Genomic DNA, 14,157 nt, shown 5'->3' with positions numbered 1-14,157 from the left:
GAAGAGGGATGCCGCGGCGGGCGGCCGGTGGGACACGCCCGCCGCGGCGCCGGGTCAACCGGCGATCTTGGCCGCGATGTCGTCGGACATCTTCGTCCAGGTGGCGGTGGGGTCTTCACCCTTCAGCAGCGACACCTCGGCGACGCCCCAGAACTCCCAGACCGACCCCATCTCGGGAATGCTCGGCATGGGCGCACCCTGCGCGCCGACCTCGCCGAAGCCGGCGATGATCGGGTCGGCCGAGGCCTTCTCGTAGGCGGCCGTGAGTGCCGGCGGGCGGTCCCCCGCCTCGTACAACGCCGTCTGGACGGGCTCGGTGGCGAGGTAGTTCACCAGGAACTCGTTCGCGGCGAGCGCGTTCTGCGACTTGGCGTTGAGGTAGAAGCCCTGCACACCGACGAAGGGCTGCGCGGGCTGACCGCCGGCCGACGGGATCGGGTCGATGGCGATGTTGATGCCCTTGGCCTCGGCATCCGCCACGTTCCAGGGCCCGGTCAGGATGAACGGCGTCTGACCAGAGTTGAAGGCCTCTTTCGAGAGGTCCTGCGTGAGGTTCAGGTTGATGGTGCCCGCGGCGCCCTGCGCGCCGAGCCACGCGGCGAAGGCCTGGCCGGCCTCGTCGCCGATCGACAGCTGCGAACCGTCGTAGCTGCCGTCGGTGTTGCGTGCGAAGACGGAGTTCCCGAAGGACGTCTCGAACGGGTACAGGTGGTACGGGTCGGCGTTCGCCGGGTCGAGACCGACCACGAACGGGTACTGCACACCCGTCGCCGTGCCCTTGGCGATCATGTCGTCGAACGAGGTGGGTGCCTCGGGGACGAGGTCGACGTTGCGCATGAGCGCGATGTTCTCGGTCGCGTACGGCAGGCCGTAGACCTTGCTCTCGTCGGTGAACGCCTGGATCGCGACCTCCTGGAACTCGGACGTCTTGTCGCCGAGCTCGATGGGGGCGACCAGACCGTCCTGCACGAAGCCGCCGAGCCAGTCGTGTGCGCCGACGGTGATGTCGGGGCCCTTGCCGGTGGGGACCTGCGCGGCGAAGTCGGCCTGGATCTTCGAGAAATCTTTCTCGACCAGGTCGACCTTGAGACCCTTCTCTTCCGAGAACGTCGCGGCGACGTCCTTCAGCGCGTCGGCGCGGTTGGCGTCGACCCAGACGGTCAGGGTGCCGGCCGCGGCGGCGTCGCCGCTGGCCTGGGGAGCGCTGCCGGCGCCGGAGCAACCGGCGAGCAGCATCGAGCCCGCGGCGATGAGCGCGCCGAAACCGAGCGCGCGCGTAGATGTCACCTTCATTGGTGTGCCTCTCTGGTGGGGGGAAGGGCACCAGACGTACCGCGTGGTGGACGTCGTCGGCCCCAGCTCGTTATGCAAGCGCTTACATAGTTAGTCGGAGATGGACGCGGATCAAAAACGCCGCGCGTTCCGATACCAACCTGTGACCTGCCGATGCGGCTCCTGTGCGTCGTCGAGGACACTCGGGCCCGGCGGTCCGCTCCCCTCCGGCCGGGCCGCCCGGTACCCTGGGGGCATGGCTGATTCTTCGTTCGACATCGTTTCCAAGATCGACCGGCAAGAGGCCGACAACGCCCTTAACCAGGCGCACAAAGAGGTCGAGCAGCGCTACGACTTCAAGGGCACCGACGCCTCGATCGCGTGGAGCGGCGAGTCCATCGTCATCAAGGCCAACTCCGAGGAGCGCGCGAACGCGGTGCTCGACGTCTTCCAGACGAAGCTCATCAAACGCGGCATCTCGCTCAAGAGCCTCGAGAGCGGCGAGCCGGTGCAGAGCGGCAAGGAGTACCGCATCACCTCGACCCTCAAAGAGGGCATCTCGCAAGAGAACGCGAAGAAGATCGGCAAGATCATCCGCGACGAGGGCCCCAAGGGCGTCAAGTCGCAGATCCAGGGCGATGAGCTGCGCGTCCAGTCGAAGTCGCGCGACGACCTGCAAGAGGTGCAGCGCCTGCTCAAGGCCGCCGACCTCGACGTCGACCTGCAGTTCACGAACTACCGCTGAGTCCTGTCCGGAGGCTGCTCGATGAGCACTCCCGACGGGATGCCGCGGTGCCCGACATGTGGCGAACCGCTGCGCTTCGAGGTGCTCGACGACGAGCGGTTCCTCGTGGCGTGGTCGTGCCTGAACTGCGGTCTCGTCCGCACGACCGAGCCCTCGTGACGCAGGCGCGGGTCGGGCGTCAGCCCTCGATGCCGTTGATCATCTGCGTGATCTCGCGCTCGGTCTCGCGCCCCATGGTGCGCTCCTCCATACGCGAGGGCATGTCGCTGTCGTCGTCGACGGAGGGGTTCTCGAACGGCTGCTTCTGGTCCTTTTCCATGAGTCGATGCTCACACGCCTCGCGCGTGGATACGAGGGGGTTGCGGGGCCGGCTCAGCCCCTCAGGGCGTCGTCGCGCCACTCGACCGCGGTGACCTCGCCGCGGAACACGGCCTCTTCGCGCTGACGCAGCTCGACACGGCGGATCTTGCCCGAGATGGTCTTGGGCAGGTCGAAGAACTCCACGCGGCGCACGCGTTGGAACGGCGCGAGCCGCTCGCGTGCGAAGCGCAGGATGTCGAGGGCCACGTGCTCCCCCGCCTCGTGCCCGCCGGCGAGCACGACGTAGGCCTTCGGAACAGCGAGCCGCAGGTCGTCCGGCGCGGGCACCACCGCGGCCTCGACCACGGCCGGATGCTCGATCAGCACGCTCTCGAGCTCGAACGGGCTGATCTTGTAGTCCGATGCCTTGAAGACGTCGTCGGTGCGGCCGATGTAGGTGATGCTGCCGGTCTCGTCGCGGCGCGCGACGTCGCCGGTGTGGAAGAGGCCGTCGGCGAACGCCTCGGCGTTGCGGTCGGCATCCCCCACGTATCCGGTCATGAGGTTGATCGGACGCGCCGTCAGGTCGATGCAGATCTCGCCCTCGTCTGCGCGCTCCCCCGTCACGGGGTCGACGAGCACGACGGGGCATCCCGGGAGCGGCCGCCCCATCGACCCGGGCACCAGCTGGGCGCCGGGGGTGTTCGCCACGACCGCGGTCATCTCGGTCTGGCCGTACCCGTCGCGGATGTCGAGGCCCCAGGCGCGCTGGACCGAGGCGATCACCTCGGGGTTCAGCGGCTCGCCCGCCGAGACGATCTCGCGAAGCGCCCCGCGTCGCCCCGACAGATCGGCCTGGATGAGCATGCGCCACACCGTCGGCGGCGCGCAGAAGGTCGTCACGCGGTCGCGCTCGAGCTCCGACAGCAGTCGTTCCGCCGAGAACCGCGAGTAGTTGAGCGCGAGCACCGTCGCCCCCGCGATCCACGGGGCGAAGAACAGGCTCCACGCGTGCTTCGCCCATCCGGGCGAGCTGATGGCGAGGTGCACGTCACCGGGCTGCAGACCCAGCCAGTACATGGTGCTGAGGTGCCCGACGGGGTATGAGGAGTGCGTGTGCTCGACGAGCTTGGGCTTCGAGGTGGTCCCCGAGGTGAAGTAGAGCAGCAGACGATCGTCGGCGGTGGTTCCCGGATGCCGGGCGGGGGCGGCATCCGTCTCGAAAGCGTCGTCGTACGACGACCAGCCGGAGTGGGCTCCACCCACGACGATGCGACCCAGGCCCTCGGGGAGGTCGTCGAACTTGTCGGCGTCGGCCGCACCCACCACGACGTGGCGGATCTCGGCACGGTCGATGCGGTCGGCGAGGTCGAGGCGCCCGAGCGCGGTGGTGGTCGGCGCGATGACACCGCCGAGCTTCATGATGGCGAGCATCGCCTCCCACAGCTCGACGCGGTTGTCGAGCATGAGCAGCACGGCGTCACCGCGGGCGACGCCCTGCGACGACAGCCAGGCGGCGACCTGGTCGGAGCGCCGCGCCAGCTCGTCGAAGGTGCGGGTGTGGTGGGTGTCGTCGTCGTCGACGACGATGAGCGCCGGGGCGTCGTTTCCGCGCGCCATCGGGTCGAACCAGTCGATCGCCCAGTTGAACGCCCCCTCGAAGCGGGGCCAGACGAAGCCCGCCGCACGCCCCGGGTCGGTGCGGGCGGCGAGGAGTTCGTCGCGCGCGGCGCGGTAACGGTCGGTCGCGGACGCGGCGGTGGGGATCATGGTGCTCCTTCGATCGCGTTCTACGCTAGCCCTCCGCCGCCGCGCCAGCCGCGGGCGCGCCTTAAGCCATGTCTTCACGCGCCGCGGTGCGGGAATCACCCCTGGGATGAAAACCGCCGACCTTAACGCCGTCGAAACGGCCCGCACCGCCGCGCGAAACCGCCCGCTCCCACGATGGGTCCGACCCCCCGAACGAGATCCCGAGGAGCACTCATGAGCAGTACACCCACGACGGCCACCATCCGACGCTCGCGAACGTGGAGGGTCCTCGCTCACCCCGCGTCCCTCATCGCCATCGCGGCGGTCCTCGGGATCGCCGTCGGGCTGCTCACCGGTGAATGGGCCGCCAACCTCAAGTTCGTCGGCGACCTGTTCATCCGACTGATCCAGATGGCGATCGTGCCGCTGGTCATGGCATCCGTCATCGTCGCCACCGGCTCGATGACCGGTAGCGGCATGGGGCGCCTGGCGGGCCGCACGTTCGGCTGGATGATCGGCTTCTCGATCGTCGCCGCGCTCGTCGGCTGGGCGCTCGCGACACTGCTGCAGCCGGGTGTCGGAATCGACTACTCCGGCTCGATCGACCAGAAGATCGTGGACTCGGCGAAGCCGACCGGCTGGCAGGAGACCGTCCTCGGTTTCGTGTCGACCAACATCTTCAACGCGATGTCGACCGCGAGCATGCTGCCCATCATCGTCTTCTCGCTGCTGTTCGGTCTCGCTCTCAACGGGTACGTGCGCGCCACCGGCAACCGTCTCATCGTGACAGCACTCGACCAGCTGCAGCAGGTCGTGCTCGGGATGATCCGACTGGTCATGCGCATCGCTCCCCTGGGCGTCTTCTGCCTGCTCGCCGCCCTCGCGGGCGACGTCGGTTTCGCCGTCGTGACCAGCGCCCTGTCGTACCTGGGGGCCACCCTCATCGGCGTGATCATCGTCTCGGTGCTGTTCGTCGTCGTGGTCGCCGCCCGCACCCGTCTGAATCCGTGGGCGCTGCCCGGCAAGCTCGCCGAGCAGACCGTGATCGCCGTGACGACCACGAGTTCCGCGGTGACCTTCCCGACCGTGCTGAAGAACGCCGTCGAGAAGGTCGGTATCAGCCAGCGGGTGGCCAACTTCACCCTGTCGGTCGGCTTGACGATGGGCTCGTACGGTGCGGTGCTCAACTACACCATCGTCATCCTGTTCCTCGCTCAGGCGGGACGCGTCGAGCTGACCCCCGGCCAGATCGTGCTGGGCATGGCCCTGGCGATCATGCTCAACATGGGCACCATCACCGTCCCCGGCGGTTTCGCGGTCGCGGCCACCTTCCTCGCCACGTCACTGGGACTGCCGCTCGAGGCGGTGGGCCTGCTCATCGCCGTCGACTGGTTCACCGGGGTGTTCCGCACCTTCCTCAACGTCAACGGCGACACCATGGTGGCCCTGCTGGTGGCGAACGGGACCGACGAGATCGACCGCGACGTCTACGCGTCGCGCACGAGCGTCACCGCCGAGCAGATCGACGAGCAGGCGATGGCCGAGACCTTCGCCGCGGCCGACCGCGCCGACTGACCCGGCTGCGGATCAGCGCCGGGCCGACGCGTCCTCGCGCTCGGCTCGCTGCTTGGCCCGCTCGAGGGCGCGCGTGCGTGCAGCACGCGCGTCCTCCTCGAGCTTCTCGGCCTTCGCCTCGTCGCGGGTCAGGTTGACCCCGGTCTCGGGGTCGAACAGGTGCAGCGCGTCCGGTGAGAACCACAGTCGCGCCGCATCGCCCGGGCGGATCGAACTCATGGCATCCAATGCCACGACCAGCTCGGTCCGCAGGCTCTCGCCGTCGAGATCGCGGTCGAGCTCGGACAGCTTCTCTTTCACGGTCTCGTCCGTCTCGTAGGGCACATAGGCGTAAAGCACCTCGCCGAGCCACTCGGTCATCTCGATGTCGAGCTCGGCGGTGACTCCGCCCTCGAGGTCGCGCTCGGTGGCATCCGCGTCCTCGAAGGCGTCGGGGCGCACGCCCACGATCACCAGGTCGCGGCCCTCGACGGCTCGGCGCAGCCGGTCGTCCAGCGGAACGTCGGCGATCGGCAGACGCAGGACGTCGCCGTCGACGGTGCCGCTGAGGAAGTTCATCGGCGGCGAGCCGATGAAGCCGGCGACGAACAGGTTGACCGGCTGGTCATACAGGCCGCGCGGGCTCGCGACCTGCTGCAGCTCACCGCGACGCAGCACCGCGACCCGGTCGCCGAGGGTCATGGCCTCGGTCTGATCGTGCGTGACGTAGACCGTGGTGATCCCCAGCGAGCGCTGCAGCCGCGCGATCTCGGTGCGCATCTGACCGCGCAGCTTCGCGTCGAGGTTCGACAGGGGCTCGTCGAACAGGAAGGCGCTGGCGTTGCGGACGATCGCGCGCCCCATCGCGACCCGCTGACGCTGACCACCCGACAGGTTGGCGGGCTTGCGTTCGAGGTGCTCGTCGAGTTCGAGCAGCTTCGAGGCCCGACGCACGCGCGTGTCGATCTCGTCGTCGCTCAGATCGCTCGACTTCAGCCGCATCGGAAAAGCGATGTTCTCGTACACGGTCAGGTGCGGGTACAGCGCGTAGTTCTGGAACACCATCGCGAGATTGCGATCCTTCGGGGCCTTGTCGTTGACGACCTCGTCGGCGATCCGCAGCTCCCCGTCCGAGATGTCCTCGAGGCCGACGATCATGCGCAGCAACGTGGACTTGCCGCAGCCCGAGGGGCCCACGAGGATCACGAACTCACCGTCGGCGATGTCGAGATCGACGCCCTTGACCGCCGTGAAGCCGTCGTCGTAGGTCTTGACGATTCTGTTCAGAGTGATGGATGCCATGACGTGCTGCTCCTTTAACCCTTGACCGCGCCCTGGGTGAGGCCCGACACGATCCGACGCTGGAAGATGACGACGACGATCACGATGGGGATCGTCACCACGATGGCGGCGGCCGAGATGGCGCCGGTGGGCTCTTCGAACTGCGATGCCCCGGTGAAGAACGACAGGGCCGCGGGCACCGGGCGGGCGGCATCCGTCGAGGTCAGCGAGATGCCGTAGACGAAGTCGTTCCACGCGATGAAGAACGCGATGATCGCGGTGGTGAAAACCCCCGGTGCGGCCAGTGGGACGACGGTCTTTCGAAACGCCTCGAAGGGCGTCGCTCCGTCGACCTGCGCCGCCTGCTCGAGCTCCCACGGGATCTGGCGGAAGAATGCCGCGAGCGTCCAGATCGAGATCGGCAACGTGAGCGAGAGGTAGGGGATGATCAGCCCCAGCCAGGTGTCGTACAGGCCCACCACCCGCCACAGGTTGAACAGCGGCGTGACGATCGACACGATCGGGAAGACCGAGACGGCGAGCGCCGTCGTGAGGATGATGCGCTTACCGGGGAAGTCCAGGCGGGCGATCGCGTACGCGCACAGCGTGGCGAGTACCACGGCGATGAAGGTCGCGATCAACGAGATGCCGATCGAATTGCGCAGGGCCGGCAGGAAGAGGTCCTGCGCGCTGCCACCCGGGGCCAGGATCGTCGCGTAGTTGTCGAGCGTCCATTCCGTCGGCAGGAGGGTTCCCGAGAACAATCCCGACGGCGTCTTGAACGAGGTCATGAGGATCGAGAACACCGGGAACAGCGACCACACCAACACGGCCGCGATGATCGCGAGCCACATGATCCGTTGGGGCCAAGTCATCGCGCGCATCAGGAGTTCCTCCCCGCCGACAGGTCCACTTTGAACCCCTTGATGAAGATGGCCGCGATGATCAGCACGCTCAGGAACAGCAGCACCGAGATGGCCGATCCCAGCCCGATCTCGAGGCGGCCGATCGAGGTGTTGTACGCCAGGAGCGACAGCGCCTCGGTGTTGTTGGCACCGGCGGTCATGATGAAGATGTTGTCGAAGATGCGGAACGCCTCGAGCGTGCGGAACAGCACCGCGACCATGATCGCGGCCTTCATGTTCGGGAGGATGACGCGGCGCAGCACCTCCCACGACGTCGCCCCGTCGACTTTGGCCGCCTCCTCGAGGTCGCCAGGCACCTGGGCGAGTCCGGACAGCAGCAGGAGCGAGATGAACGGCGTGGTCTTCCAGACCTCGCTGAGGATGATGACGGTTAGCGAGGTGCCCTGGTAGGCGAACCAGTTCAGGCTCTCATCGAAGCCCGGGATCCATGACAACCAGTTGTTGACGTATCCGCCGGAGTTGATGTCGAAGGCGTAGAACCAGGCGAACGCCGACACGACGGTGATGATGCCGTAGGGAACGAGGATCGCCGTGCGGGCGAATCCGCGCAGCTTCTTGATCGCCCGGTGCATCACGAGCGCGAAGGCGAAACCGATGATGAGCTCGAGCAGCACCGTGACGACGGTGATGAACAGCGTCACCCCCATCGACTGCCAGAACGCCGGGTCGCCCAGGATGACGGCGTAATTGCGGAACCAGATGAACTCGCGGTCGTCGGGGGCGGTCAGACGCAGGCTGAACAGGGAGTCCCAGATCGCCTGCACGATCGGGTACAGGGTGACCAGCAGCATGATCCCGAACGCGGGACCCGCCAGCATCCACCCGAGCCGCGCCTCGGCGCGGGCACGATCGGACCGGCGCTTCTTGGTCGGTTTCCGCGGCTCGGACGTCGGCGTCCTCCGCGCGGCACGGGTGAGTGTCGTCTCGCTCACAGCAGTCGCTCCCCTCTGAGCACCGCGAGGATGAAATCGGTCGAGGACTCCGGGGTCGCGTCGGGGTTCACCGCGTTCGGCGGGTGCCAGGTGCGCTGCAGTCCGATGGAGATCTCGTTGTAATACGGCGTCTGCGGCCGGGGAGCGCCCAGCTGCAGCGACTCGGCGATCGTGGACGCCATCGGGAACTTCTCGTTCACCTCGGCGTCGTCGTAGGCGGCGAGGTTGGAGGGCGGATTGCCGTTGGTGACGAAGTACTGCGCCTGGTTCTCAGGGCTGACGATGCACGAGACCGCCTGCCAGGCCAGGTCGACGTTCTCGCTGTACGCGCCGACGCCGAGGTTGATGCCTCCCACGGGTGGCGCGGCGGGGGTCTCGGCATCCACTCGCGGGTACACCGCCCAGCCCAGGTCGTCGACGACGTCGGGGGCCGCCGCCTGCATGGCCGGGTAGACGAACGGCCAGTTGACCATGAACGACCCGTTGTCGCCCTGGAAGAGGTTCATGCTCGCGTTCTCGTCGGCGGTCGGCAGCCCCGACCCTCCGAGCCCAGACGAGCCGATGCGACCGATGATGTCAGCGGCCTTCTTGCCGGCGTCGGTCTCGAGGCCGAGCTGCATCTCGTCGGGCTTGGCGTCGGGGTTGTCGAGGATCTGCCCACCCGCCGACGCGACGAGCGCGTTGATCCACACCGTCAGCGACTCGGCGAGGGCCCCCTGCACGCCGATCTGCTTACTCTGCCCCTCGGCGGCCTGGATGATCTGGTCCCACGTGACCGGCTGACTCATGTCGAGGCCCGCGGCCTCGGCGACCGACTTGCGGTACCAGAGCAGCTGCGTGTTGGCCCAGAAGGGGACGGTGACGAGCTCTCCGTCCCAGCTCGCCGACTGAACCGCGCCCTGCACCACACCGTCGGTGTTCTGCAGGTCGGCGGGGACGGGGGCGAGGAACCCCGGCTCGGCGAGTTCGGGGATGAAGGGCGGGTCGAGGCTCATGATGTCGAGCGAGCGGTCGCTCGCCGCGAGGCGGCGGGCCAACTGCTCGCGCTGCGACGCGGCGTCGCGAGGCAGCAGCGAGGTCTCGATCCGGTACGCCCCGTTCGCAGCCTCGGTGCAGGATGCCGCGATCTCGGCCTGCCCGCCGTCGTCGGGGTTGATGTACCAGGTGAGGGTCGGTACCCCGTCACCCGCCGCGCACGCGCCGAGCGTGCCCGCGAGGGCGAGCACCGATGCCCCGGCCACGATCCGTCTCACCGCTCGCATCCGGCCCCCTCGCCTCGGTGCGGGAACCCTACGGCCCCCTCGTCGTGGGGTCCATCCTGCCGACGGCGCGCGAATCCGACCGCGAGGCTTGCCCCCGCCGGGAGTGCCTGATAATCGCGCGCGGGAGGGGCGAAGACGTCGAACCGCCCCTCCGAGGACGGGGCGGTTCGACGACGCTGCGGTTACTCGCCGCGCGAGATCGCGATCATCTCGTCGCGGGGCACGACCTTGATGCGAGCCCGCTCGTGCGGGGCGCCGAGGGCGACCTCGTGCTCGTCGAGGCGGTGCCAGCCGTCGAGGTCGGTCCAGCGCACGCCGCGCTCGGCGAGGAGCGCCGGGATGGCCTCTTCTTCGGGGTGCGCGGGCTGCCACCACTCGCCCTGGTCGTTGATGACGTGGCGGACGGTCTCCATGGCATCCGACTTGGTGTGACCGATCAGGCCGACGGGGCCGCGCTTGATCCAGCCGGTCGCGTACAGACCGGGCAACTGCGTGTTCGACTCGGCCGACAGCACCTGGCCCTCGTGGTTGGGGATGACCCCGCGCAGCTCGTCGAACGGGACGTCCTTGAGGGGCGAGCCGAAGTAGCCGACCGCGCGGTAGATGGCCTGTATGGCGACCTCGCGGATCTCGCCGGTGCCCACGACGCCGCCCTCGGCGTCGGGCACGGTGCGCTCGTACCGCAGGGCGGCGACGCGACCGTCGGCATCCTTGACGACCTCGAGGGGCTTGGCCCAGAAGTGCAGGTGCAGGCGGCGCGAGGCCTCTCCGCCGCCGTTGTTGACGCCGGGGCGCGTGCGCCACTGCTGCAGCACCCGGTCGATGACCTTGACCTGCTTGTTGGTCTCGATCGCCGTCTTCGACGCCTCGTCGTAATCGAAGTCCTCGTCGTACACGACCATGTCGACATCGCGCAGCTCGCCGAGCTCGCGCAGCTCGAGGGGCGTGAACTTCACCTGAGCGGGACCGCGGCGCCCGAAGACGTGCACGTCGGTGACCGGCGAGGCCTTGAGCCCCTGGTACACGTTGTCGGGCACCTCTGTGGGCAGCAGGTCGTCGGCGTGCTTGGCGAGCATGCGGGTGATGTCGAGCGCGACGTTGCCGTTGCCGATGACGGCGACCGACTCGGCCTCGAGCGGCCACTCGCGCGGCACATCGGGGTGCCCGTCGAACCAGCTCACGAAGTCGGCGGCACCGTACGAGCCCTCGGCGTCGATGCCGGGGATGTCGAGGTCGGCGTCGCGGATGGCGCCCGTCGAGAAGATCACGGCATTGTAGTGCTGCTTGAGGTCGTCGAGGGTGATGTCCTCGCCGAATCGCACGTTGCCGAAGATGCGGATGTCGCCGCGGTCCAGCACCTCGCGCAGCGCCGTGATGACGCCCTTGATGCGCGGGTGGTCGGGGGCGACGCCGTAACGTACCAGGCCGTAGGGGGCGGGCAACTGCTCGAACAGGTCGATCGAGACGTCGAACTGACGCTCAGCTTTCAGCAGGATGTCTGCGGCGTAGATGCCGGCGGGGCCGGCTCCGACGATGGCGAGGCGCAGCTTCGTCATGGGTTCCTCTCGATCGCGATCGGGGGGGTGGGGAGAAAAGGGATCAGGCCGAGCGGTCGGCCACGGCGCGCGCGAAACGCGTCAGCGCCTCGCGGACGGCACCGTCGGGTAGCGGCGCGAGGGCGTCGATCGCCTCTTGCGACCACTGGTGCGCCAGGCGCAGGGTCTCATGCGTGGTCTCGTGGTCGCGCAGCTCGGCGAGCGCCGTATCGAGGATCGACGCGTCGGCGCCGGCGGCGATGCGCTCCTGGCCCTCGTCGATGCGTGCGCGCAGGTCGGCCGAGGCCGCGTCGGAACGGTGACCCAGCAGCAGATAGGGCATGGTGGGCACGCCCGCGCGCAGGTCGGTGCCGGGCACCTTGCCGGTCTCGGACGGGTCGGGCGAGAGGTCGATCACGTCGTCGAGAAGCTGGAAGGCGACGCCCGCCTTCTCGCCGAAGACGACCATGGGCTCTTCGAACTCCTCGGGGGCGCCCGAGTAGATCACCCCGGACTGGGCGGCGGCGGCGATCAGCGAGCCGGTCTTGTCGGCGAGCACCCGCAGGTAGAAGTCGACCGGCTCGTCGCCCTCTTGCGGACCGACGGTCTCGTGCATCTGCCCGAGCACGAGCCGTTCGAAGGTGTCGGCCTGCAGCTGGATCGCGCGTTCTCCGCGACGGGCCATCAGCTGGCTGGCGCGGGCGAACAGCAGGTCACCGGTGAGGATCGCGATGTTGTTGCCCCACACCGTCTGCGCGCTGGGGACCCCGCGGCGCTTGTCGGCGCCGTCCATGACGTCGTCGTGGTACAGCGAACCGAGGTGGGTCAGCTCGAGCGCCGTGGCGACCTCGACGACCTCTTTCGTCGTGCCCTGTCCGAGCTGGGCGGTGAGGATCGCGAGCATGGGGCGCACGCGCTTGCCGCCGGCCTCGTAGAGATATCGCGCGGTGACGTCGGCGAGCTTGTCGGCGCTGCGTACCTCGCCCTCGAGCTCGGTCTCGACGCGCGCCAGACCCGCCTCCACCGTGGAGAGGAGGGTGCGCGAACGCAATCCTGCGAAGATGCGGTCGCTCAGGCCCAGCTTGCCCGACAGGCGGGTGCCGGCCGCGGACGGTCTCGGGGTCACGGTTTCAGCCTATCCTGGCGCGCTCGGGCGCGACCGCGGGTATCTCGACGGTTGACAGGGCTGCTACGAGGCGGGGCGGATGCCGCGGTGCAGAGCGACGATGCCGAGCGAGAGGTTGCGGTAGGCCACGTCGTCCCAGCCGGCATCCCGCATCCATCCCGCGAGCGTCGACTGGTCGGGCCAGTCGCGGATGGACTCGTTGAGGTAGTCGTAGGCCTCGGCGTTGGAGCTCACGGCCTTCGCCACGATCGGCAGCACCCGGTCGTTGTAGAAGCGGTAGAGGCCGTTGAACACGCGGGACGGCGGGTGCGAGAACTCGCAGACCACGATGCGTCCGCCGGGGCGGGTGACCCGGCGGAGCTCGCGCAGGGCACGGCGCGGGTCGTCGACGTTGCGCAGCCCGAACGACATCGTGACCGCGTCGAACTCGCCGTCGGCGAAGGGCAGGTCGGTCGCGTTCGCCTGCACGAACTCGAGGTTGGGCACGTTCCCGTGACGTCGGCGCCCCTCGGCGATCATGCCGCGCGAGAAGTCGGCCGCGACCACGTGCGCCCCGCTCGGCACGAACGCCATCGACGAGGTGCCGGTGCCGGCGGCCAGGTCGAGGATGCGCTCCCCGCGCTGGGGGGCCACCGCGCGCAGCGTCGCGACGCGCCACAGACGGTCGTTGCCGAGGCTCAACACCGAGTTGGTGCGGTCGTAGGCCGCCGCGACCTGGTCGAACATGCCGCTGACGCGCTGCGGGTCTTTACCGAGGTCGGCGCGGTTGGGGTCGCTGCTCACCCATCGAGTCTAGGCGCGCGCGGCGGGGTCGTCGCCGGGGGTTGCCAGAGCCGCGAGGCGCTCGAGCCACGGCCCGGTGACGTCGTCCGAGAACGGCGCCTCACGGTCGCGCACGCGGCGCTCGAGGTCGGTGGCGGTGGCATCCAGGTGCTCGACGATGTCGCGCGGGTAGCCGTAGCGCTCTCGGTGGTCGTCCCACTCGTCGCGGTCGTCGATCCACGTGCCGCGCTCGTCGGTGCGGCGCACGACGTCGAGGTCCATGTCGATGCCGCGGGGCACGCCGTCGTCGTGCCAGCGCACGTCCCACGCCAGGTCGATGTACACCGCCACGGGGTGGGGGTCGGCGTTGTGCGTGAACGCCCAGTCGCCGCTCGCGGGCACGAGCGTGACGTTCGGCTGACGGCAGACGAACTCCGCCCCGGGACGGGCGCTGCGCCAGCCGATCTGCTGACCGAACCACTCGCCCCACTCGTCGCTGCCGAGGTACACGCTGTCCTGAACCCAGTGCGGCGAGCCGTCCCACTTGCGCCACTCGAACATGAGGCGGGTGCCGGGGGCGGGGCGGTTGTCCATATCCGGAGTCTAAAACGCCGTTCGGACCCGGGACGCGAGCGGCGGGGCGCGCCCGTCCCTTCGACGTCGGAGCATCGGCGAGCCGGCCGCCGCCGCGTCGACGACGGCGGGTCTACGCT

General features: G+C 68.8%; 14 protein-coding genes. 3 read left to right on the top strand and 11 right to left on the bottom strand.

Going from position 1 to position 14,157, the window contains the following annotated elements; genetic code table 11:
- Positions 1-54: 54 nt before the first annotated feature.
- Positions 55-1,293, bottom strand: coding sequence for an extracellular solute-binding protein (locus DBR36_RS09440; RefSeq protein ID WP_108318823.1), 1,239 nt, complete (start codon positions 1,291-1,293; stop codon positions 55-57).
- A 235-nt stretch (positions 1,294-1,528) separates the two neighbouring features.
- Here DBR36_RS09440 and DBR36_RS09435 point away from each other — a divergent pair, with 235 nt between their 5' ends.
- Together DBR36_RS09435 and DBR36_RS17690 are read left to right on the top strand one after the other, a co-directional pair.
- Positions 1,529-2,017 (top strand): YajQ family cyclic di-GMP-binding protein, encoded by a 489-nt coding sequence (locus DBR36_RS09435; RefSeq protein ID WP_076677322.1) that lies wholly within the window; start codon positions 1,529-1,531, stop codon positions 2,015-2,017.
- Positions 2,018-2,038: 21 nt separating this feature from the next.
- Positions 2,039-2,176, top strand: a complete 138-nt coding sequence (locus DBR36_RS17690) for a hypothetical protein (protein ID WP_165801248.1) — start codon at positions 2,039-2,041, stop codon at positions 2,174-2,176.
- 19 nt (positions 2,177-2,195) lie between these two features.
- Here DBR36_RS17690 and DBR36_RS17685 read toward each other — a convergent pair whose 3' ends face one another.
- Both DBR36_RS17685 and DBR36_RS09430 read right to left on the bottom strand, forming a co-directional pair.
- Positions 2,196-2,336: a hypothetical protein gene (locus DBR36_RS17685; RefSeq protein WP_181373543.1), complete on the bottom strand. Its 141-nt coding sequence runs from the start codon at positions 2,334-2,336 to the stop codon at positions 2,196-2,198.
- Between the two features lie 53 nt (positions 2,337-2,389).
- Complete coding sequence (locus DBR36_RS09430; protein ID WP_108318821.1) at positions 2,390-4,087, bottom strand: AMP-binding protein; 1,698 nt, start codon at positions 4,085-4,087, stop codon at positions 2,390-2,392.
- Between the two features lie 213 nt (positions 4,088-4,300).
- Between DBR36_RS09430 and DBR36_RS09425 the strand changes: the two genes are divergently transcribed.
- Positions 4,301-5,641, top strand: coding sequence for a dicarboxylate/amino acid:cation symporter (locus tag DBR36_RS09425; protein WP_108318819.1), 1,341 nt, complete (start codon positions 4,301-4,303; stop codon positions 5,639-5,641).
- A 12-nt stretch (positions 5,642-5,653) separates the two neighbouring features.
- Here the strand turns inward: DBR36_RS09425 and DBR36_RS09420 are convergent, their stop codons facing one another.
- From DBR36_RS09420 to DBR36_RS09385, 8 genes are all read right to left on the bottom strand, one after another.
- Positions 5,654-6,922: an ABC transporter ATP-binding protein gene (locus tag DBR36_RS09420; protein ID WP_108318817.1), complete on the bottom strand. Its 1,269-nt coding sequence runs from the start codon at positions 6,920-6,922 to the stop codon at positions 5,654-5,656.
- Between the two features lie 14 nt (positions 6,923-6,936).
- Positions 6,937-7,785 (bottom strand): carbohydrate ABC transporter permease, encoded by an 849-nt coding sequence (locus DBR36_RS09415; protein ID WP_181373542.1) that lies wholly within the window; start codon positions 7,783-7,785, stop codon positions 6,937-6,939.
- Entirely contained in the window at positions 7,785-8,759 is a 975-nt protein-coding gene (locus DBR36_RS09410) for a carbohydrate ABC transporter permease (protein ID WP_108318815.1), read from the bottom strand. The genes DBR36_RS09415 and DBR36_RS09410 overlap by 1 nt, the downstream gene beginning before the upstream one ends.
- Complete coding sequence (locus DBR36_RS09405; protein ID WP_108318813.1) at positions 8,756-10,021, bottom strand: extracellular solute-binding protein; 1,266 nt, start codon at positions 10,019-10,021, stop codon at positions 8,756-8,758. The genes DBR36_RS09410 and DBR36_RS09405 overlap by 4 nt, the downstream gene beginning before the upstream one ends.
- A 182-nt stretch (positions 10,022-10,203) precedes the next feature.
- Positions 10,204-11,577 (bottom strand): FAD-dependent oxidoreductase, encoded by a 1,374-nt coding sequence (locus tag DBR36_RS09400; protein ID WP_108318811.1) that lies wholly within the window; start codon positions 11,575-11,577, stop codon positions 10,204-10,206.
- A gap of 43 nt (positions 11,578-11,620) precedes the next feature.
- Entirely contained in the window at positions 11,621-12,682 is a 1,062-nt protein-coding gene (locus DBR36_RS09395) for a polyprenyl synthetase family protein (protein WP_108318809.1), read from the bottom strand.
- Between the two features lie 63 nt (positions 12,683-12,745).
- Positions 12,746-13,465 carry a demethylmenaquinone methyltransferase gene (locus DBR36_RS09390; RefSeq protein ID WP_108318807.1) on the bottom strand — a complete coding sequence of 240 codons (720 nt, stop codon included), beginning with the start codon at positions 13,463-13,465 and terminating at the stop codon, positions 12,746-12,748.
- Between the two features lie 9 nt (positions 13,466-13,474).
- Positions 13,475-14,038 carry a DUF402 domain-containing protein gene (locus DBR36_RS09385; RefSeq protein WP_108318805.1) on the bottom strand — a complete coding sequence of 188 codons (564 nt, stop codon included), beginning with the start codon at positions 14,036-14,038 and terminating at the stop codon, positions 13,475-13,477.
- Positions 14,039-14,157 lie beyond the last annotated feature (119 nt).

Origin of the sequence: Microbacterium sp. HMWF026 (genome assembly GCF_003061325.1) — a bacterium.
In the GTDB taxonomy this organism is placed as follows: domain Bacteria; phylum Actinomycetota; class Actinomycetes; order Actinomycetales; family Microbacteriaceae; genus Microbacterium; species Microbacterium testaceum_E.
This window is presented reverse-complemented; position numbering and strand designations above follow the sequence as displayed.

What these genes read in the sequence shown, in the direction of transcription:
- DBR36_RS09415 (WP_181373542.1), bottom strand. Translation starts at nt 7,785, where the DNA reads ATGCGCGCGATGACTTGGCCCCAACGGATCATGTGGCTCGCGATCATC.
- DBR36_RS09440 (WP_108318823.1), bottom strand. Translation starts at nt 1,293, where the DNA reads ATGAAGGTGACATCTACGCGCGCGCTCGGTTTCGGCGCGCTCATCGCC.
- DBR36_RS09400 (WP_108318811.1), bottom strand. Translation starts at nt 11,577, where the DNA reads ATGACGAAGCTGCGCCTCGCCATCGTCGGAGCCGGCCCCGCCGGCATC.
- DBR36_RS09430 (WP_108318821.1), bottom strand. Translation starts at nt 4,087, where the DNA reads ATGATCCCCACCGCCGCGTCCGCGACCGACCGTTACCGCGCCGCGCGC.
- DBR36_RS09405 (WP_108318813.1), bottom strand. Translation starts at nt 10,021, where the DNA reads ATGCGAGCGGTGAGACGGATCGTGGCCGGGGCATCGGTGCTCGCCCTC.
- DBR36_RS09420 (WP_108318817.1), bottom strand. Translation starts at nt 6,922, where the DNA reads ATGGCATCCATCACTCTGAACAGAATCGTCAAGACCTACGACGACGGC.
- DBR36_RS09425 (WP_108318819.1), top strand. Translation starts at nt 4,301, where the DNA reads ATGAGCAGTACACCCACGACGGCCACCATCCGACGCTCGCGAACGTGG.
- DBR36_RS17690 (WP_165801248.1), top strand. Translation starts at nt 2,039, where the DNA reads ATGAGCACTCCCGACGGGATGCCGCGGTGCCCGACATGTGGCGAACCG.
- DBR36_RS09435 (WP_076677322.1), top strand. Translation starts at nt 1,529, where the DNA reads ATGGCTGATTCTTCGTTCGACATCGTTTCCAAGATCGACCGGCAAGAG.
- DBR36_RS17685 (WP_181373543.1), bottom strand. Translation starts at nt 2,336, where the DNA reads ATGGAAAAGGACCAGAAGCAGCCGTTCGAGAACCCCTCCGTCGACGAC.
- DBR36_RS09385 (WP_108318805.1), bottom strand. Translation starts at nt 14,038, where the DNA reads ATGGACAACCGCCCCGCCCCCGGCACCCGCCTCATGTTCGAGTGGCGC.